The 18,379-nt window shown below is 53.1% G+C and carries 16 protein-coding genes; all 16 read left to right on the top strand.

Annotation, left to right across the window (positions count from 1 at the left end):
* Nucleotides 1–31: 31 nt before the first annotated feature.
* The 16 genes from nuoL to ACI48J_RS26010 all read left to right on the top strand — a co-directional run bounded on the left by nuoL (nucleotide 32) and on the right by ACI48J_RS26010 (nucleotide 18,349).
* Nucleotides 32–1,906 (top strand): NADH-quinone oxidoreductase subunit L, encoded by a 1,875-nt coding sequence (gene nuoL, locus ACI48J_RS26085; RefSeq protein WP_405080905.1) that lies wholly within the window; start codon nucleotides 32–34, stop codon nucleotides 1,904–1,906.
* Nucleotides 1,896–3,524: a NuoM family protein gene (locus ACI48J_RS26080; RefSeq protein WP_405080904.1), complete on the top strand. Its 1,629-nt coding sequence runs from the start codon at nucleotides 1,896–1,898 to the stop codon at nucleotides 3,522–3,524. Before nuoL ends, ACI48J_RS26080 begins: the two co-directional genes overlap by 11 nt.
* A 3-nt stretch (nucleotides 3,525–3,527) precedes the next feature.
* Entirely contained in the window at nucleotides 3,528–5,042 is a 1,515-nt protein-coding gene (locus ACI48J_RS26075) for an NADH-quinone oxidoreductase subunit N (RefSeq protein WP_405080903.1), read from the top strand.
* 135 nt (nucleotides 5,043–5,177) lie between these two features.
* Nucleotides 5,178–7,730 carry a S8 family serine peptidase gene (locus tag ACI48J_RS26070; protein ID WP_405080902.1) on the top strand — a complete coding sequence of 851 codons (2,553 nt, stop codon included), beginning with the start codon at nucleotides 5,178–5,180 and terminating at the stop codon, nucleotides 7,728–7,730.
* 4 nt (nucleotides 7,731–7,734) lie between these two features.
* Entirely contained in the window at nucleotides 7,735–7,986 is a 252-nt protein-coding gene (locus ACI48J_RS26065) for a DUF1146 family protein (RefSeq protein WP_042233847.1), read from the top strand.
* 165 nt (nucleotides 7,987–8,151) lie between these two features.
* The gene (murA, locus tag ACI48J_RS26060) at nucleotides 8,152–9,474 is read left to right on the top strand and encodes a UDP-N-acetylglucosamine 1-carboxyvinyltransferase (RefSeq protein ID WP_326050624.1); all 1,323 of its coding nucleotides are present in this window, start codon (nucleotides 8,152–8,154) and stop codon (nucleotides 9,472–9,474) included.
* A 250-nt stretch (nucleotides 9,475–9,724) separates the two neighbouring features.
* Nucleotides 9,725–10,765, top strand: coding sequence for a stage II sporulation protein D (gene spoIID / locus ACI48J_RS26055; protein WP_405080900.1), 1,041 nt, complete (start codon nucleotides 9,725–9,727; stop codon nucleotides 10,763–10,765).
* Between the two features lie 77 nt (nucleotides 10,766–10,842).
* Nucleotides 10,843–11,589 (top strand): M23 family metallopeptidase, encoded by a 747-nt coding sequence (locus tag ACI48J_RS26050; protein ID WP_326050627.1) that lies wholly within the window; start codon nucleotides 10,843–10,845, stop codon nucleotides 11,587–11,589.
* 198 nt (nucleotides 11,590–11,787) lie between these two features.
* A complete protein-coding gene (gene spoIIID / locus ACI48J_RS26045; protein ID WP_009676986.1) occupies nucleotides 11,788–12,078 on the top strand; it encodes a sporulation transcriptional regulator SpoIIID in 291 nt (96 codons plus the stop codon).
* 167 nt (nucleotides 12,079–12,245) lie between these two features.
* Nucleotides 12,246–13,247: a rod shape-determining protein gene (locus ACI48J_RS26040; protein ID WP_326050633.1), complete on the top strand. Its 1,002-nt coding sequence runs from the start codon at nucleotides 12,246–12,248 to the stop codon at nucleotides 13,245–13,247.
* Between the two features lie 9 nt (nucleotides 13,248–13,256).
* The gene (locus ACI48J_RS26035) at nucleotides 13,257–14,075 is read left to right on the top strand and encodes a flagellar hook-basal body protein (protein WP_009677055.1); all 819 of its coding nucleotides are present in this window, start codon (nucleotides 13,257–13,259) and stop codon (nucleotides 14,073–14,075) included.
* A 76-nt stretch (nucleotides 14,076–14,151) separates the two neighbouring features.
* Entirely contained in the window at nucleotides 14,152–15,021 is an 870-nt protein-coding gene (locus ACI48J_RS26030; protein ID WP_405080898.1) for a flagellar hook-basal body protein, read from the top strand.
* A 29-nt stretch (nucleotides 15,022–15,050) separates the two neighbouring features.
* Nucleotides 15,051–15,308: a DNA-directed RNA polymerase subunit beta gene (locus ACI48J_RS26025; RefSeq protein WP_405083288.1), complete on the top strand. Its 258-nt coding sequence runs from the start codon at nucleotides 15,051–15,053 to the stop codon at nucleotides 15,306–15,308.
* A 116-nt stretch (nucleotides 15,309–15,424) separates the two neighbouring features.
* On the top strand, nucleotides 15,425–15,979 hold the full coding sequence (locus ACI48J_RS26020) for a CDP-alcohol phosphatidyltransferase family protein (protein ID WP_326050637.1): 555 nt from the start codon (nucleotides 15,425–15,427) through the stop codon (nucleotides 15,977–15,979).
* Between the two features lie 200 nt (nucleotides 15,980–16,179).
* Nucleotides 16,180–16,608: a 3-hydroxyacyl-ACP dehydratase FabZ gene (fabZ, locus tag ACI48J_RS26015; protein WP_009677001.1), complete on the top strand. Its 429-nt coding sequence runs from the start codon at nucleotides 16,180–16,182 to the stop codon at nucleotides 16,606–16,608.
* A gap of 46 nt (nucleotides 16,609–16,654) precedes the next feature.
* On the top strand, nucleotides 16,655–18,349 hold the full coding sequence (locus ACI48J_RS26010) for a phospho-sugar mutase (RefSeq protein ID WP_405080897.1): 1,695 nt from the start codon (nucleotides 16,655–16,657) through the stop codon (nucleotides 18,347–18,349).
* Nucleotides 18,350–18,379: the final 30 nt, after the last annotated feature.

The raw sequence follows: 18,379 nt of genomic DNA, 5'->3' as shown, positions 1-18,379 counted from the left end.
CGTCATGGCCTTGAAGGAGGAAAGGAAAAATATGATTTCCGTTTATTCGCAATATGCCTGGCTCATCCCGCTGTTTCCGCTCCTGGCCTATATTCTGATAACCGCTTCGGGCAGGTCGGCAAGAAGAACAGGTCTTTATCTGAGCACGGCCGCCATCTTCGCTTCGTTTGTTGTGGCCCTTCTCATTCTTATCGAGAGACTTGGGAAAGGCGTTCAAGATTACACCTGGAACGGTTTCCAATGGCTGCGGGTGGGCGATTTTGCGGTGAGCCTGGGCTTCGAGGTCAATAATTTAAACGCGATCATGCTCATTGTTGTCACTCTCGTATCATTGCTGGTCCACATCTATTCGATCGGGTATATGAAGGACGACGAGCGGGTCCATGTGTTTTTCAGCTACATAGCGCTGTTTTCGTTTGCGATGCTGGGACTGGTTATTTCGGTCAACCTGGTGGAGTTTTATCTATTTTGGGAACTTGTCGGAGTCTGTTCGTTCCTGCTGATCGGATTCTGGTATACGAAACCCGAGGCTAAGGCTGCCGCCAAAAAAGCTTTTATCGTGACAAGAATCGGCGACTTCGGATTGTTTATCGGAATTCTTCTTCTGTTCTGGAGCATGCCGGGTCATGCGCTGGATTTTAATTCGGTACAAAATGCCTTTACAAGCGGTCAGGTGGAAAGCTCCGCAGCAACTTGGATCGCGCTTCTCTTCTTTTTGGGAGCCATGGGGAAATCGGGGCAATTCCCTCTGCATACCTGGCTGCCCGATGCGATGGAAGGTCCTACTCCGATCAGTGCGCTTATTCATGCCGCGACTATGGTGGTGGCAGGGGTTTATCTGGTCGCCCGTACGTACGATGTTTTCCTCGCGTCGGATACGGCCATGCAGGTCGTCGCTTATGTAGGCGGTTTTACGGCGATTTTCGCAGCGACAATCGGAACGGCGCAGAACGATATCAAACGGATTCTCGCCTATTCGACCGTATCCCAGCTGGGGTATATGATGATGGCGCTTGGAGTGAGCGCTACGTATACGACGGGGATATTCCATTTGTTTACGCACGCGTTCTTTAAAGCTCTCCTGTTTCTGGGTGCGGGAAGCGTTATTCATGCCGTGCATACGCAGGATATTACCAAAATGGGCGGAATCGGCGGAAGGATGAAGATAACGGCTTGGACCTTCGCGATCGGCACGCTGGCTTTGTCCGGAATACCTCCGTTCTCCGGTTTCTGGTCCAAGGACGTGATTCTGTCCCAAGCTTACGAGACGAATACGTTGCTGTTCTGGGTCGGCATCGTCGCTGCTTTCTTTACGGCCTTGTATATGGCCCGGCTCTTTTTCCTGGTATTCTGGGGCAAATCGCGCAGCGGTCAAGAGGTTCGCGAATCTCCGGCCTCTATGACGCTCCCGCTCCTTCTGCTGGCGGTTCCCGCCGCTCTTGCCGGCTTTCTGTACACCCCGTGGAGCGGGTGGTTCGGCGACTGGCTGACAGGCAGGACCGAAGAAGAGGCCGTTCACGCGGGCGTGATGCTTCTCTCTACGGCAGCGGGCGTTCTGGGCCTCGTTCTGGGCTACCTGCTGTACGCAAGGAAGCCGGGGAGCTTTGTGTTCTCCGCCAAGTTTCCGTGGCTGTACAATCTCGTGCGTCGTAAATATTATATCGACGAAATTTACCAGACGGTCATTGTCCTCCCCCTGCGGGGAATCGGCTATCTCTTGCAGGCCGTAGACACGTTTATCGTGGACGGTGCCGTCCGGCTCGTGGCCGCAGCCGCCGTCGGACTAGGCCGAACGGGCTCGCGCCTGCAGAACGGCCAGGTCCAGACCTACGGTCTGATCACCCTGCTCGGCCTGCTTGTTCTCATCCTTGCTGTAGCCGGAAGGAGGTTTATCCATGTCGGCTAACCTGCTTAGTTTGATCGTGTTTTCTCCGCTGCTCGGCGTGCTCGTCCTCCTTTTTCTGCCGAAGGAGAACAAGAAAGCGCTCCAGGCCGTATGCATGGCGGCGACCGGAATCCCGCTTCTGCTCGGCGTATGGCTGTATGCGGCTTATTCCAACGGAGCGTCAGGGATGCAGTTCCAGGAGCAGCTGGACTGGATCCGCATCCCCCTCAACAAAGAAGGGATCGAAGGTCTCACCAGCTTCTACTGGACCGTTCAATACCATCTGGCCGTTGACGGTTTGTCGATGCCGCTCGTTTTCCTCACCGCGTTAGTGTTTGCCATGGCCGCCTTGGCCTCGATCTACATCAAAAAAAGATGGAAGGCTTATTCGATCTGGCTGCTGCTGCTGGAAGTCGGCGTTTTCGGCGTGTTTACGTCCCAGGATCTGTTTCTGTTCTTCCTCTTTTTCGAAGTCACCCTCGTTCCGATGTTTTTCCTGATCGGAATCTGGGGCCGCGTAGACCGGGAAAAGGCAGCCGGCCGCTTTCTGATTTACAACGGACTCGGCTCGGCCATCATGCTTGTCGCGTTCGTTATTCTCGTCACGACGGCGGGAATTTCCCAACAGATCACGGGCAATCAGCTGACCGTATTCTACAGCGGCGATATCCAGACGATTGTACATAACCTGTTGCAGGACCCGGCCGCCCTGGTGAATCAGGTGTCGCCTAATCCTCAAGCGGAAAATCCGTTCTTCTTGAGCGGGGGCATGAAAACGGCCCTCCTGGTCATGCTGCTCATCGCTTTCGGCATCAAGCTGCCGATTTTTCCGTTTCACACCTGGATGCTCAAGGTGCACACGGAAGCTCCGCCTCCGGTGGTGATGATTCACTCGGGTATTTTGCTGAAAATGGGCGCTTACGGACTCATCCGTTTCGGCATCCTGTTGTTTCCGGCGCAAGCGCAGGATTGGGCATGGGTACTCGCCCTGCTGGGTGTCATCAACATTTTGTACGGAGCCCTGCTGGCTTTTGTCCAGAACGAGTTCAGGCTAGTGCTCGCATATTCCAGTATCAGCCACATGGGCATTGTACTGCTGGGCTTGGCGGCCTTTAATCCGATCGGCATGCAGGGAGCGATTTTCCAGCTCGTTTCTCACGGCCTGATTTCCGCTCTCATGTTCCTGCTCGTCGGCAGTATTTACGAACGGACCTCCACGACGGAACTGGGCAAGCTGGGCGGGCTGGCGAAATCCATGCCTTTTCTTAGCGCTATTCTGCTTGTGGGAGGGCTTGCTTCCCTCGGTCTGCCGGGGCTCTCCGGCTTCGTGAGCGAACTGCTGGCGTTTATCGGCTTGTTCGGTACGGCCCGGGTCCTGGCGGTTGTAGGTGCAGTCGGCATTATCTTGACGGCCGCTTATGTGCTGCGGGGGGTCATGAAGATGACGTACGGACCTCTGCCGGAGCGGTTCAAGGGACTGCCGGATGCCCGGTTGATAGAAGCTGTGCCGATGATTGCGCTGGTCGCTTTCATTCTTCTGCTAGGCGTGTATCCGGGTATACTGAGCGAGCCTCTGCAGCAGACGGTAAACGGGTTTCACCAGACGATTCACAGCTTAGCTGGGAAGATAGGGGGATAGAACGTGGAACCGATACGAATTCATGTACAGGATTTAACGCATCTGCTCCCGGAAATGACGCTGGTGATCACGGCTATCCTGCTGTCGGTGCTCGACCTGTTTTTGCCGAAGGGGGTCAACCGGAAATGGATCGGCTGGCTTTCCCTCGCCGGTATTGCGGTCTCTATCGCCTTTGTCATTGCCCAGCTTAATCCCGGTCAGGCAATTGTGCTCCTTAACGAAAGCTACCGCGTAGACGATTTCGGAAACCTGCTGAAACTGGCGTTCCTCGGCGGAACCGCATTGATTATTCTGATGAGTCTGGGAAGTGTGGAAGACGGGGAGATCCCGCATGTCGGGGAATATTATTATTTCCTGCTGCCGGCTGTGCTGGGTGCCATGGTGATGGCTTCCTCCGCCGATCTCATCACGCTATTCGTAGGATTGGAGCTTCTGAGCATTACTTCTTACGTGCTTGTCGCCATGAAAAAGAAAAATACCCGGTCCAACGAGGGTGCGTTCAAGTATGTCATATTGGGCGGAATATCGTCCGCCGTTATTTTATACGGAATGTCATTCCTTTACGGAATTGCGGGAACTACGAACCTGGGGGCGATACAGGCGGCCATCGTTGCAGGCTACGATAGCTATAAACCGCTCCTGTATGTATCCTTCTTCCTGCTCTTGGCGGGGTTCGGTTTCAAAATCGCGGCCGCGCCTTTCCACTCGTGGGCACCGGATGTTTATCAGGGAGCCCCGACACCGGTCACTGCTTTTCTCGCCGTTATATCCAAAGGGGCGGCTTTTGCCATCCTGTTCAGAGTCTTTTATGTGCTTCTTGCCTTAGGACAGTTTGGGGACGAAGGGCTCCAGAAAGACATCTTCCTGGCCCTGTCGGTGGTAGCGGCAACCGCCATGATCTGGGGCAACACGGTCGCGCTGCGGCAAAAAAACGTCAAACGGCTGCTGGCTTATTCCGGAATTGCCAATGCCGGTTATCTGCTCGTTCCTTTGGCCGTCCACATCAATCTGGTGCAGGTGGATAACTTCTCCAAATTTTTCTTTTATCTGACCGCCTACATTCTGATGAATATCGGCGCCTTCGCGGTCCTTCTGATTATAGAAAAATCGACCGGAGACGAGGAGATTAAAGGGTTTGCAGGTCTTTATTACCGTGCTCCCTGGACGTCTGCGGCCGCTGTCGTTCTTCTTTTGTCGCTTGCGGGCATTCCGGTTTCTGCGGGTTTTTTTGGAAAGTTGTATCTGCTGTTTGGCACCATGCAGGCGCATCTGTACTGGCTCGGTGCCGTTATGATGATCACGAGCGTCATTTCGTTTTATTATTACTTCGGCATTATCCGGCAAATGTTCATGCGCGCCGACCTTGAAGACCGGCCCGTAAGGGTGCCGCTCCCCCTCGGAATCACCCTTTGGATATGTGCCGGCTTGACGTTATTGCTGGGTCTCGTGCCCGGATATCTGCTCGCTTATATCGACCGGATATTCAGTTTGACTAGGGACCTCCTAATCCTGTCATAAATTTGATATAATATAAGCTTCTCCGCTGTTTGGGCAGTGGAGGGGCTTATTTTTATTGTTTTTATCTTCGATTAGACGGCGTAAAACTATCCGGGCTTATTATTTTTTTAAAATGACCGAAAGAGGACTCTCCAAATGAACCGAAAATTTCGATATAAGTGGATGTATAGATGGCTCGGGATTGTACTGCTCGTATGGACCGTCGGTATATCGAATGTGCAGGCATATCCGGTTTCCAGCGATCCTTTGCGGGTGAAACAAACCTATTTGGATGTCATACATATGGATGAAGGCTGGGCACAGGCAGGCGATAGCGATGAACCCGTCATCGTGGCGGTCGTGGATACGGGCGTCGATCTGACGCATCCCGATCTGGAAGGCAGACTCGTCCCGGGAGCGAACCTGCTTAATCCGCAGGAGAAGCCCCAGGACGATAACGGCCACGGTACGAACGTGGCCGGGATTATCGCCGCCAAGATGAACAACGACAAAGGCATCGCCGGCATCGCGCCCAACGCGAAAATTATGCCGATCAAGGCATTGGAAGCGGACGGAACGGGCGGCGAGACCAAGCTCGGCGAAGGCATCCGTTATGCCGTCGATCACGGAGCCAAGATCGTCGTGCTCTCGCTGGGCTTGAACAAATATTCAAGCTTCATGGCCGGCACGGTCCGCTACGCCGAGGAGCGCGGCGTGCTTCTCGTCGCCGCCTCCGGCAACGAAGGCGGCAGCGTGAAGTATCCCGCCGCGTACCCGACGGTGCTCGGGGTAGGCGGCATGACCTCCGCGCGCCTCGCGGACGACCGGTCGAACTACGGACCGGATCTTGACCTCGTGGCGCCTTGGCAGGTGTACACCACCGCCAAAGGCGGAGGCTACGAGAGCAAGGAGGGCACGTCGATGGCCGCTCCGCAGGTGGCGGGCGCTGCGGCGCTGTTATGGGGCCGCGCCCCTTACCTGGAGCCCTGGCAGCTCAGGGAGCTCATCAAGCAGACGGCGGAGGATCTGGAATCGCCCGGATGGGACGCGACAACAGGCTTCGGACTCCTGCGGGTAGACCGCCTGATGAAGGAGCCGCTTCTGAGCGACCGTTTCGAGCCGAACGACGATCCAGGCCATGCGCCCATGCTGCCCGTACACACTCTCATCCATGCGGATTTCAGCTCCGGCAAAGATACCGATTGGTTTACACTGGATAGTCCCTACGACGGTTTTGTGAAGCTTGTCTTAAAAACAAGTGACGCTAGTCCTGTTTCTATTCGGTACTTTCGGGATAATAAAGAGGCAGAAGAGGTTTTCACCACGGACCCTCAGAATCCGGTTGTGACTCTGCCTGTTCAGAAGGGAAAGAGCAAAATCGCGGCAAGTCTTCTCGATTCGGGTAGAGCAGGGGCAGTCCTGTATACGCTGCAGACCGATTTCCAGATTTATCAAGACGCTTTTGAGGATAACGACCATCAGTATAAAGCGACTTCCCTGCCTGCGAGAAGCCAGATTGTGAGGGGCACCTTTCATCAGGAGAACGATCAGGATTGGTTTATGATTTCTTTTAAGAAATCCGGTACTCTCCGCTTGAAAACTTCCGTGGATACCGCTAGAATAGACCCGGTAGTATTGTTTCAGAAAAAGGGAGAAAAATCGACAACTTTTGACCAGTTTGGAGAAGGAGCGACCGAAGCGACCCCTCTTATGAATGTCACGCCAGGCGACTATTACATCCGGATCAGCAATGTGAAGGACAATACGCAGCCGGTGATGGGGGAGTATACGCTATCGGTTGATTATACACCTAAGCTGATTGACCCGAATGAACCCAATAATAAGCCCTACCAGGCTACGACACTGACACTGCATGAAGATCATCCCGGCGTTATAGAGAGTGCTTCGGATTTGGATTGGTTTCAATTCCGGCTGGAGCAGGAAAGTCTGGCGCAGCTGAAGCTCGGCTCTCTCCAGCGGGGATGCGATATGGCGTTCACGCTGTACGATCACACCCTGAAGGAGCTCGACAGCAAGAGCAGCGAAGGGTCTGCCGAGAATCTCGTTCTTGACAGACGCTTGCCGGCAGGCTTGTATTATATCAAGCTGCAGAGCGACAGGGCTGCGACTCAGCAGATGTATCAGCTGAATGCGGCCGCACAGCCTCTTGTTGCCGGATTTTCCGATATTCACGGACATTGGGCCGAGAAGGCTATCGCAGACCTGGCCAGCAGGCATGTTATCGACGGAGACGGGAGCTACAAATTTTACCCTGACCTGCCGATCACCCGCGCACAGGCCGCTGTAATGCTGGCAAACGGATTCCGCCTGGATAAGAACAGGCCGATCGATTATCCGGATCTCAGCAGCAGCCATTGGGCCTATGATTCCATTGCAAGGACAACAATGGCCGGTTACATGGACGGATATGAGGATGGGCATTTCCGGCCGGATCAGCCTTTGACCCGGATGGAAATGACGCAAGTGATTGCGAATACGATGCATATGGCAGGCAAATACCGCGGACGTTCTCCTTTCTTGGACGTTAACGACCGGTACTGGGGCGTCGGCATTCTGAAGCAAATGTCCGGGGACGGCTGGATCCGGGGATTCCCGGATGGGACTTACCGCCCTGACAATCAGGCGACCCGGGCCGAATTTGCAGCCCTTTTGTCCCGGTTTTCGAATGTTTTCGGGAGGAATAGGTAGAAACATGTCGAATATGGAAGAACTGACAACTGTTGTTCCGCAAATGCCCCTAATCAATATTGTCGTATATTTAGTCGCCGTGGGACTGTCGTGGTGGGCGCTCCAGCAGTTCCGGTTCGACGTGCTGCTGAAGCAGCCGCGAAGTCCCGCAGCCAAGATGCTGCAAGTGTTTATGTCCATCGGACTCGGTTACCTGGTAGCCAGTTTTTTCTTGAAGTATCTGGAATGGTCTGTAGGATTAAACGGAATTTTTTGACATTTTGTCGAATAACATCGCTTAGACTTGTAAACAATGGTAGTACAACGGTGCCAAACCCAGACCCCATTCCGAACTGTATGAATGGTGTGTTCATGACGACATAGACCGACAGTCACGTTTTACCCGATTTAGAACGATAAATTAAGACGCGGAGGGACCGAGATGAGCAAAATTATCGTCCGCGGTGGCCGTAAATTAGCCGGCAAGATTAAAGTTAACGGCGCCAAAAACGCTGTACTGCCTATCATTGCGGCATCAATTTTGGCTGCGGAAGGAGAAAGTGTCATACATGACGCTCCTCCGCTTGACGATGTACTTGTAATTAATAAAGTACTTAGAAGCCTGGGCCTGCAGCTCAGCTATCATAATCACAGCGTGAAAGTAAACGCTCAAGCGATCGAGACGTGCGAGGCTTCTTACGAGCTCGTTCGTAAAATGCGGGCTTCTTTTCTCGTGATGGGACCACTTTTGGCCCGCCTGGGCAAAGCCCGTATCTCCCTTCCGGGGGGATGCGCTATCGGCACGCGCCCGATCGACCAGCACCTGAAAGGCTTTGAAGCCATGGGAGCGGAGATCGAGCTGGGTCAAGGCTACATCGAAGCCAGGGTAGAGAAACGTCTCAAAGGCGCGAAGATCTATCTCGACGTCGCCAGTGTGGGCGCGACCGAGAACATCATGATGGCCGCTACTCTGGCCGAGGGCACGACGATTATTGAAAACGCGGCGAAAGAGCCCGAAATCGTCGACCTGGCCAACTACTTGAATGCGATGGGCGCAGTTGTCCGGGGTGCCGGAACGGGTGTCATCCGCATTGAAGGCGTGGAAAAAATGAAGGGCGCGGTACATAGCGTCATACCGGACCGTATCGAAGCGGGTACTTATATGATCGCCGCTGCGATTACACGCAGTGAACTGTATGTGGAGGGCGCCATCGGCGATCACCTGCGCCCTGTGATTTCGAAGCTGCAGGAAATGGGCGTACACGTGGAAGAGGACGAGAACGGAATTCTCGTCCGTGCCGACAAACCTTTGCGCGCGGCCGACATCAAGACACTGCCGTATCCCGGCTTCCCGACGGATATGCAGTCTCAGATGATGGCGCTCCAGCTGGTTGCGGACGGCACGAGCCTGGTTACCGAGACGGTATTCGAGAACCGGTTCATGCACGTGGACGAATTTATGCTCATGAATGCCTCGATTAAAGTCGACGGCCGTACGGCTGTCGTGAGCGGCAGCAATAAGCTTAAGGGCGCCAAAGTTTGTGCGACCGACCTCCGCGCGGGTGCCGCTTTGATTCTGGCCGCTCTTGTAGCCGAGGGAGAGACCGAGATTACCGGACTTCACCATATCGACCGGGGATACGTGGATATTGCCTCCGCGCTCCGTTCAGTGGGTGCCGATATTCAACGGGTCGTCCCGCAGGAAGAAGAGCAGGAGAAACCGCAAGAAATCGGACTGTTCGCCGTTCAGCCTACCTGGGCTTAAGCACCGTACTTTCGTGATCCGCTAACGGATCCAATCAGATATAAGGAAAGCCGGCTCTCCTATCGGAGGGCCGGTTTTTTCGTTCTAATCTAGTAAATACCTTCATAAGATGAGAGTAATCCCGTTCCGCAGAGAGAGGACGGTTGAAGCATCTGCTGACAGCGGATTTGGAGCAGCGATTCCTTAAGGGCCGCTCCCTGCTATCCTTCTTGATCCTAAAGACGGAACGGAACATTTACGGAGGCCATCTATGAAGTTTAAGAGACGTTCAAAGCTCAAAATGCCGGCACTGCTTTGGACGGGCATGGCGGTTTCGGGTTTGCTGCTGGTCACCGTTTTGCTTCCCGCCGTGGTCGTCAAACAGCAAACCGGCACTTTTGCGGATCCTCATGACACCGAAGCAGTCTCTTCATCCGCCGGCATGGTTATGGTTCCGGTCTACCTTTCCAAGCAGAAGCAGATTCAGACGGTGAGTCTGGAGCAGTATGTGAAAGGAGTTGTGGCGGCGGAGATGCCTGCGGAGTTTTCGGAAGAGGCTCTTAAAGTTCAGGCGATTGCGGCGCGTACTTATATCGTACGCCGGATTTTAACGGGAGATTTCAGCAACGTCCCCGTCAAGGAAGCATGGGTCACGGACACGATTCAGCATCAGGCCTACCTGACCGATGACCAGCTTCAGAAACAGTGGACAGGCAAGGCGTACGAGTCGAACAGCAAGAAGATCGACGCCGCCGTAAAGGCTACGGCCGATCTCATTCTTACCTACGAGGGGAAGCCGATTCAGGCTACATTTTTCTCCACCTCCAACGGGTATACAGAGGATGTCCGCAATGTATGGGGATCCGATGTTCCTTATTTGAAATCGGTGAGCAGCCCGTGGGATGAGAAGCTTTCACCCAAATTCAAACAAACCATAACCCTTTCTTATAAAGACATTCTTCAAAAAATGGGGCTTCCGGCTTCATCGTCCTTGAATTCGGGCAGCATAAAAGTGCTGGAACGGACGGAGTCCAAACGGGTTAAGACCGCCATGATAGCGGGCAAAGCATTTACGGGAAAAGAAATAAGAGAGAAACTGGGTCTCAACTCTACCGATTTTGAAGCGGCTTTGAGCGGAACGGATTGGACGTTTACGGTAAAAGGGTACGGACATGGAGTCGGAATGAGCCAGTGGGGAGCGAACGGAATGGCCCAAGAAGGGAAGAAAGCCGCGGAAATCGCCTCTTATTACTATCCCGGCGCAAAGCTGACTTCCGCTTCCACTCTACTGAACAAGAAAATTCAAAAATAAGACCTGCTAGAATTTCTTTAGGGCAAATGTATAAAACTCTCAAACGTGTCAACAATGGTTATTGAGGTGATAACCATATGAGAGATGGTAAACAAGAGTTTCAGAACAAGGAAGAAGCTCCCCAAACTGTAACGGGAGCAGGAAATGTCCCTAACTCCGCATGGAAGAGATTTTTGGCCAAAAAGTGGGTTTTCCCGGCAACTTATGTAGCGGCAGCGGCAATTATCTTAACCTTAATGTGGGTATATCAGGATGCGGTTAAGAAACCGGTCGCAACGAATACGCCGGCCGATTCCGTTCAATCCGATAAACCTGCTGGTGAGACGGCTAACAAAGACAATGCCGTTCCCGTAGGTGCCAAAGCCGAAAGCATTCAATGGCCGGTAAAAGACCGCAGCCAAGTAACGATTTCGCTTCCGTCCTACGACAGCAAAGGCAGCAATGAAGCTAAGCAAGCGGCGATGATCGAATACGGAGACACGATCACCCCTCACGTGGGTGTAGATCTTGTCCGTGCAGACAAGCAGGCGTTTGATGTAAGCGCGGCCCTCAGCGGTAAAGTAACCGCGGTGGACAAAAATCCGGTCGTAGGCAATCTGGTCGAGATTACGCACGACAACGGGCTTGTAACGGTTTATCAAAGCCTTGGGGAAGTGAAAGTAGCCAAAGGCGCCGCCGTTAAACAAGGTGATGTAATCGCACAGGCCGGCCGCAACGAGCTGGAGAAGGACCAAGGCGTCCACCTTCACTTTGAAGTGCGCAAGGCGGAAGACGGGACGGCCGAGCTGCCGGAGCAGCTGCTTCCGGAATTCAAACCGCAATAAATCTTTACCATATCGGCGGATGGGGAAAACCCTATCCGTCTTTTTTTGCCTGCATATGGACAACGTCCGGGGGACGAGCTTTCGCCTTGTCCGTCAAAATAATTGGACGGAAATAGCTTGTCAGCGGCGGAAACAAAGAATATTAGGCCCTACCCCTCATATAATGTACCAAACTATCCGAGTAGGGAGGCGAGGGGAGTGCACGATTACATCAAAGAGCGAACCATTAAGATCGGAACTTGCATCGTTGAGACGAGAAATACGGTTCGCACCATAGCGAAGGAGTTTGGCGTTTCCAAAAGCACGGTGCACAAGGATTTGACGGAGAGACTGCCGGAAATCAACCCGGAGCTGGCCAATCAGGTCAAAACGATCCTCGAATACCACAAATCGATCCGCCATCTTAGGGGAGGGGAAGCGACCAAAATCAAATACCGCAAGACTAAACCTGTCAAATCCGCTGAACCGCTTGTTACGGTTAAATCCTGACTCCCAAGCCCGCCCTTCCTTCCGGAAAATTGTCGAAATTGTCCCGAAAAAAGAGGAATTTCTGTTTTTTTCTGCGAAATTAGCTTATAATGAAAAATATGTATACTATTCGAAGCACCGCTTCAGTTTATGGGGATGGACGGTTAGTTTAGGGAGGATTATTTTTCATGTTAAGTAAGGATATCGGAATCGATTTGGGCACTGCGAACGTCTTGATTCATGTGAAAGGACGCGGCGTAGTGCTCGATGAGCCCTCGGTTGTGGCGATCGAAAGCGATACAAAACGCGTTCTAGCGGTCGGTGAAGAAGCCAGGAGAATGGTAGGGCGTACGCCCGGTAACATCGTGGCTATTCGCCCGCTCCGCGAAGGTGTAATCGCCGATTTTGAAATTACTGAAGCGATGTTGAAACATTTTATTTCCAAAGTTGGGGGCAAAAGCTGGTACTCACATCCTCGCATCCTCATCTGTGCGCCTACCAACATTACCTCTGTGGAACAAAAAGCAATTCGGGAAGCGGCTGAACGCAGCGGCGCACGCGAAGTGTTTATGGAAGAAGAACCGAAAGCCGCTGCAATCGGCGCCGGAATGGATATTTACCAGCCGAGCGGCAATATGGTCGTTGATATCGGTGGAGGGACGACGGACGTGGCCGTTTTATCCATGGGTGATGTCGTCACCTCTTCCTCCATTAAGATCGCCGGCGATAAATTTGATACGGCGATTACCAAGTACATCAAGAACAAATACAAATTGCTGATCGGCGAACGCACCTCCGAGGACATCAAGGTCAAAATCGGTACGGTACAAGCCGACAGTACCCGGAATGAAATGGATATCCGCGGCCGGGACATGGTATCCGGTCTTCCTTTGACGATCACGATTCGTTCCAGTGAAGTGCAGGAAGCACTGTGGGATCCGATTTCTTCTATCGTAACTGCCGCAAAAAGTGTATTGGAACGTACACCTCCGGAACTTTCTGCCGATATAATAGATAGAGGGGTTATTTTGACAGGTGGCGGTGCCATGCTTCACGGTCTGGATCAGCTTCTGGCGGACGAGCTCAAGGTTCCCGTTCTGATTGCGGAAGACCCGATGCACTGCGTCGTCAAGGGTACGGGCATTATGCTCGACAACCTGGACAAGGTGACCAAACGAAAATTCGTATAGAGGTGACTCATGCTTAGGGGATTATACACGGCGGCATCCGGCTTGACCATGCAGCAGCGGAAACACGATACCGTAACGAACAACATCGCCAATCTCAATACACCGGGCTTCAAACAGGAAACCACATCGGCACGTTCCTTTCCGGAAGTTCTTATCTCGCGTATTCGCGGGGGAGAAGCCGGGGACGGAACCGTGGTGAATGTGGGCAGAATGAATACGGGCGTATTTGCCGAGGAAACCGCCAGACTCATGGCGCAGGGTCCGCTTCAGCAAACGGGAAATCCGCTTGATTATGCGCTTGTTTCCGATATTCAGGTAAACGGCTTGAAGTTCGACAACGGCGGCAAGGCTGTAGGCCCGGACGGCACGGTCGTTTACCAGCCGGAAGCGTTGTTTGTGGTCGAGAATCCGCAAGTTGCGGGCGAACGCCACTATACGCGCAACGGCAAGTTCACGGTGGATGCGGAAGGCTTCGTTGCCAATGCGGACGGTTATCGTCTTGTGGCGGCTAACGGCCAGACAGTCCGTTACGATCCGGCCAATCCGCCGATTCCGCTCGTGATGAAAGTCCAGAATCCGAATGTGCTTCTTCCGGAGGGCAACGGGCTTTTCACGGTCGGCGCGAATGATGAAGGACAAGTTGTGGCGCTGGCGGCAGGAGATCAAGTTGAGGTCCGCAAGGGTTTCGTGGAACGCTCCAACGTGGATCCGACTCAAGCGATGGTCGATATGACGACGGCAGCCCGTGCCTATGAAGCCAACCAGAAGATGGTCCAATTCTATGACCGCAGTATGGACAAGCTAGTAAATGACGTGGGCCGGGTATAAGCAGTGGGCACGATAAAATCCCTCTCGGGGAATGCTTTCGAAGCGGCTTTCTCCGGAAAGCTTGGAGGAGATCACAATGAACAACTCGATTATTAACGCATCGGTCACGATGCAAGGCCTGCAGCAGAAGTTGGATGTACTGGCGAACAACATGGCGAACGTCAATACCGTCGGATACAAGAAGAAGGAAGCCAGCTTCGAGAATGTACTGACGAACACCATGAATCAGCCGCAAGGTTTTATGAAAACCGGACGGATGACTTCTCTCGGGATTCCTCAAGGCTGGGGCGCCAAGCTGGTCGGCCTGCAGAATATTATGACGCAGGGAAGCCTGAAACCGACGGATGAGCCGTACGATCTGGCTATCGAAGGGGACGGTCTGTTCGAGGTGACCATTCCCGGTTCCAACACACCGGCTTGGACCCGTGACGGGGCTCTTAAACTCAGCGCGTACAACAAAGTGGACCCGGCTACGGGCAATGTGACCAAAGCCATGGGGCTAGCCACCAAAGACGGTTACTTCGTAAAGGACACGGCCAGCAATCAGCCGATTGAGATCGCGATCGATCCGGCCGATCCGACCCTGCAGAACAGCCGCGTCCGCGTGGACGAGCAGGGGCGGGTAGTGGTTTACAACGAAGCCAACCCGGCGAGTGCGGGCAGACAAGTCGGCCAGATTAAGCTTGTCAAAGTCATTAATCCGCAGCTGCTCGGCGAAGCCGACGGCAACTACTTCCGCCTTCCGGCGAACGTGGCACAGAACAACGTTTTCGCGGCCAATACGGACGGCGTGACTGTCAAGCAAGGATTCCTGGAGCAGTCCAACGTGGATCTGCAGCAGGAAATGTCCGAGCTTGTCATGATCCAGCGTGCTTTCCAATTGAATTCAAGAGCAATTTCCTCGGCGGATACGATGATGGGGCTCGCTAACAACTTGCGCGGCTAATGCGTGAAGGAGGGGCGATTCTCGTGTCCATGGAAGAAGAGAGCAAGGAGACGGAAACAGCATCATCTACGCGGGCTAAAGAACCGGACACGGGCAAACCGGGAGGGATTTCAAAATCCGCCGGGGCGCTTCGCGTCTTGAAGAAACTGCGCCTTCCGCTCATTTTTTTGGGAGCCTTGATTGTCGGGCTTTGGATCGGGTATTCAGGAATCGGCGGTCAGCCGACTTTAGACATATTCAGAATCAGCACCTGGAAACATCTCTTCGATTTGGTGTTTGCAGACTGAGCGTGGGCTCCCGCAAGGGAGTTTTCTTTTTGCCCGGAGAAACGGTATAATGGAAACCAATGAAAATGAGAGGAATCGCGCCTGTTCCAGCTTTAGCCGTAGAAAGGGAGAGACGATTGAATTTACCGAATCTGCTTACCATAAGCCGTTTTTTTCTAATTCCCGTCTATCTGTACATTTTCTATGCAGGCTATACGAAACTGGCTTTTCTCGTTGTCGTCCTAGCGGGCATAACTGATATCGCAGACGGATATATCGCCCGCAAACGGAATCTGGTTACCCAGATGGGCATTATGCTCGATCCGCTTGCGGATAAATTGATGATGATCGCGGTCATCATCTCCCTGCTCAGTTCCGGGATGATTCCCTGGCTGGCCGCAGTGGCTTTTTTCATCCGGGATATCGGCATGATCGCAGGGTCGGCTTTTTTTCATTTCCGCGGCAAACAAACGCTACCGGCCAACGCCATGGGCAAGCTGACGACGGTCCTGTATTACCTGGCTGTCCTGCTTATCCTCTTTCACGTTCCTTATGCAACGGAATATCTGGCGGCCGTCATCTTGTTTTCTTTCGTCACCTCTATTATTTACGTGGCCCAGTTCAATACGGTCAACCGTAAAACCAGGCGATTAAGTACGGAAGAGGCAAGTCCGGTAAAAAAAGGGTCGTAAAGACCTTGTTCGAACCTTGAAAAATTGTTTATAAAGGATAGGGAAGCAAAAAAGAGCATATTCCACGACCATTTCGGTGGCCGCAAAATACGCTCCCTTATATCAACCTTCACTTCTGCAGCGGTGAAGGGATAGGGTTAGTGTGGGTTGTTTCAAACCAAAATATACAAACGGAAAGCGTCGGAAGGAGCAAGATTGCAATGTTGGACAACAAGCAGATTCAGGAGATTATCCCGCACCGCTACCCCTTTTTGCTGGTAGACCGTATTTTGGAGGTAGAGGACGGCGTCCGTGCCGTGGGCCTCAAAAACGTAACGGCGAACGAACCTTTTTTCCAGGGACATTTTCCGGGCTATCCGGTTATGCCGGGCGTTCTTATCTTGGAGGCACTCGCACAGGTCGGAGCGTTTGCGATTTTGAATGTGGAAGCCAACCGCGGGAAAATCGGTCTGCTGGCCGGTGTGGATGGGTTCAGATTCCGCAGACAGGTAACTCCTGGTGACACGCTGACGCTGGAAGTGAAAATCACCCGCTTGAAGGGTACCATAGGTAAAGGCCAGGCAACCGCTAAAGTCGGAGAAGAGCTGGTAGCCGAAGGTGAAATCATGTTTGCGCTGGCAAACGCCTAGCCGGATAAAAAAAGATCCTATCATTTTAATAAGGGGACGATGAACGATGACTCGTGTACAGAATCTTTATGAAAAATGGTTGCAGGACCCGTCTATCGACGAAGAAACGAAAAAAGAGCTTCAATCCATTGCAGGACAGGACAAAGAGATCGAAGATCGTTTCTACAAGGATCTTGAATTCGGAACCGGAGGTCTTCGCGGCGTAATCGGCGCGGGTACGAACCGGATGAACCTATATACGGTAGGAAAAGCTACGCAGGCACTTGCGGAATTCGCTTTGAAAAACGGGGGAGCTCATCCTTCCGTTGTGATTGCGTATGATTCGCGCCATCAGTCGCCGGAGTTTGCTTTGGAGGCCGCGCTTGTCCTTGCGGGCAACGGAGTCAAGGCCTATGTGTTCGAGTCACTGCGACCGACACCCGAGCTTTCTTTTGCCGTTCGCGATCTGAAAGCTTCCGCCGGAATCGTTGTAACGGCCAGCCACAACCCTCCGGAATATAACGGGTATAAGGTATATGGGGCCGACGGTGGCCAACTTGTGCCGCACGATGCCGAACAGGTGCTTGCGAACATCCAGAAAATCGAAGGGTTTGACAGCGTCCGCAAAATCTCCCGCACCGAAGCCGAGGAGAAGGAACTGCTGGAATGGCTGGGCGGTGAGATGGACGAGAAGTACTATGCGGCCGTTACATCCGTGAGTCAGCATCCCGATGTTATTAAGCAAACGAGCGGGGATTTCCGCATCGTATATACCCCGCTGCACGGGACGGGCAACAAACCGGTCCGCGAAGCCCTGAAGCGCATCGGTTTCGAGCAGGTGCGCGTCGTGAAGGAACAGGAGCAGCCGGACAGCAATTTTACTACGGTCAAATCGCCTAACCCGGAAGAGCGGGAAGCTTTCACGCTGGCTCTGAGAGACGCCAAAGAGTGGGGCGCCGACATCATCGTGGGAACGGACCCGGATGCCGACCGGATGGGCGCAGTTGTGAAAGACGATAAAGGCGAATATTTCGTACTCACGGGAAACCAATCGGGCGCTATAATCGTCAATTATTTGTTGGGTTCGTTAAAAGAACGCGGACAGCTGCCTTCTAACGGCGTTGTGATCAAGACCATCGTAACGAGCGAGATGGGAGCCGTTATTGCCGAAAGCTACGGGGCGAAAGTCATGAACACCTTGACGGGATTCAAGTACATCGGGGAGAAAATGACCGAATTCGAGTCGACCGGTGAGCACCAATTCTTGTTCGGGTATGAGGAGAGCTACGGCTACCTGGCGGGAACCTATGCCCGGGATAAAGACGCAGTCGTAGCGGCCATGCTGATTTGCGAAGCGGCTGCTTACTACAAGAGTCAGGGCAAGACGCTTTACGACGTTCTGCAGGAGCTTTACCGTCAGCACGGCTTCTTCTTGGAGAAGCTGGAGTCCAAGACGCTAAAGGGCAAAGACGGTGTGGAGCAGATCGGCCGGATGATGGAAGACTGGAGAAACAACCCGCCGGCTTCCATTGAAGGCGTGGAAGTTGCGGAAGTGGAAGATTACAGCCGCGGCATTAACGGGCTGCCCAAAGAAAATGTATTGAAATTCAAGCTCAAAGACGGCTCCTGGTTCTGCCTCCGTCCTTCCGGAACGGAACCGAAGATCAAATTCTACTTTGCGGTAAAAGGAACGACAGGCGACGAGGCGGCGAAGCAGCTGGATAGTCTCGTTCGCTTCGTTCTGGACAGGGTAGAGAAGTAACAGCCGAACCTCTCCAAGGCCCCTGCATCC

Source organism: Paenibacillus chitinolyticus (assembly GCF_045038035.1).
Taxonomy (GTDB): Bacteria; Bacillota; Bacilli; order Paenibacillales; family NBRC-103111; genus Paenibacillus_F; species Paenibacillus_F chitinolyticus_A.
Note: the sequence above shows the minus strand (reverse complement) of the source record. Positions and strands in the feature narration are given on the sequence as shown.

What these genes read in the sequence shown, in the direction of transcription:
- nuoL (WP_405080905.1), top strand. Translation starts at nt 32, where the DNA reads ATGATTTCCGTTTATTCGCAATATGCCTGGCTCATCCCGCTGTTTCCG.
- ACI48J_RS26080 (WP_405080904.1), top strand. Translation starts at nt 1,896, where the DNA reads ATGTCGGCTAACCTGCTTAGTTTGATCGTGTTTTCTCCGCTGCTCGGC.
- ACI48J_RS26070 (WP_405080902.1), top strand. Translation starts at nt 5,178, where the DNA reads ATGAACCGAAAATTTCGATATAAGTGGATGTATAGATGGCTCGGGATT.
- ACI48J_RS26065 (WP_042233847.1), top strand. Translation starts at nt 7,735, where the DNA reads ATGTCGAATATGGAAGAACTGACAACTGTTGTTCCGCAAATGCCCCTA.
- murA (WP_326050624.1), top strand. Translation starts at nt 8,152, where the DNA reads ATGAGCAAAATTATCGTCCGCGGTGGCCGTAAATTAGCCGGCAAGATT.
- spoIID (WP_405080900.1), top strand. Translation starts at nt 9,725, where the DNA reads ATGAAGTTTAAGAGACGTTCAAAGCTCAAAATGCCGGCACTGCTTTGG.
- ACI48J_RS26050 (WP_326050627.1), top strand. Translation starts at nt 10,843, where the DNA reads ATGAGAGATGGTAAACAAGAGTTTCAGAACAAGGAAGAAGCTCCCCAA.
- ACI48J_RS26040 (WP_326050633.1), top strand. Translation starts at nt 12,246, where the DNA reads ATGTTAAGTAAGGATATCGGAATCGATTTGGGCACTGCGAACGTCTTG.
- ACI48J_RS26035 (WP_009677055.1), top strand. Translation starts at nt 13,257, where the DNA reads ATGCTTAGGGGATTATACACGGCGGCATCCGGCTTGACCATGCAGCAG.
- ACI48J_RS26030 (WP_405080898.1), top strand. Translation starts at nt 14,152, where the DNA reads ATGAACAACTCGATTATTAACGCATCGGTCACGATGCAAGGCCTGCAG.
- ACI48J_RS26025 (WP_405083288.1), top strand. Translation starts at nt 15,051, where the DNA reads ATGGAAGAAGAGAGCAAGGAGACGGAAACAGCATCATCTACGCGGGCT.
- fabZ (WP_009677001.1), top strand. Translation starts at nt 16,180, where the DNA reads ATGTTGGACAACAAGCAGATTCAGGAGATTATCCCGCACCGCTACCCC.
- ACI48J_RS26010 (WP_405080897.1), top strand. Translation starts at nt 16,655, where the DNA reads ATGACTCGTGTACAGAATCTTTATGAAAAATGGTTGCAGGACCCGTCT.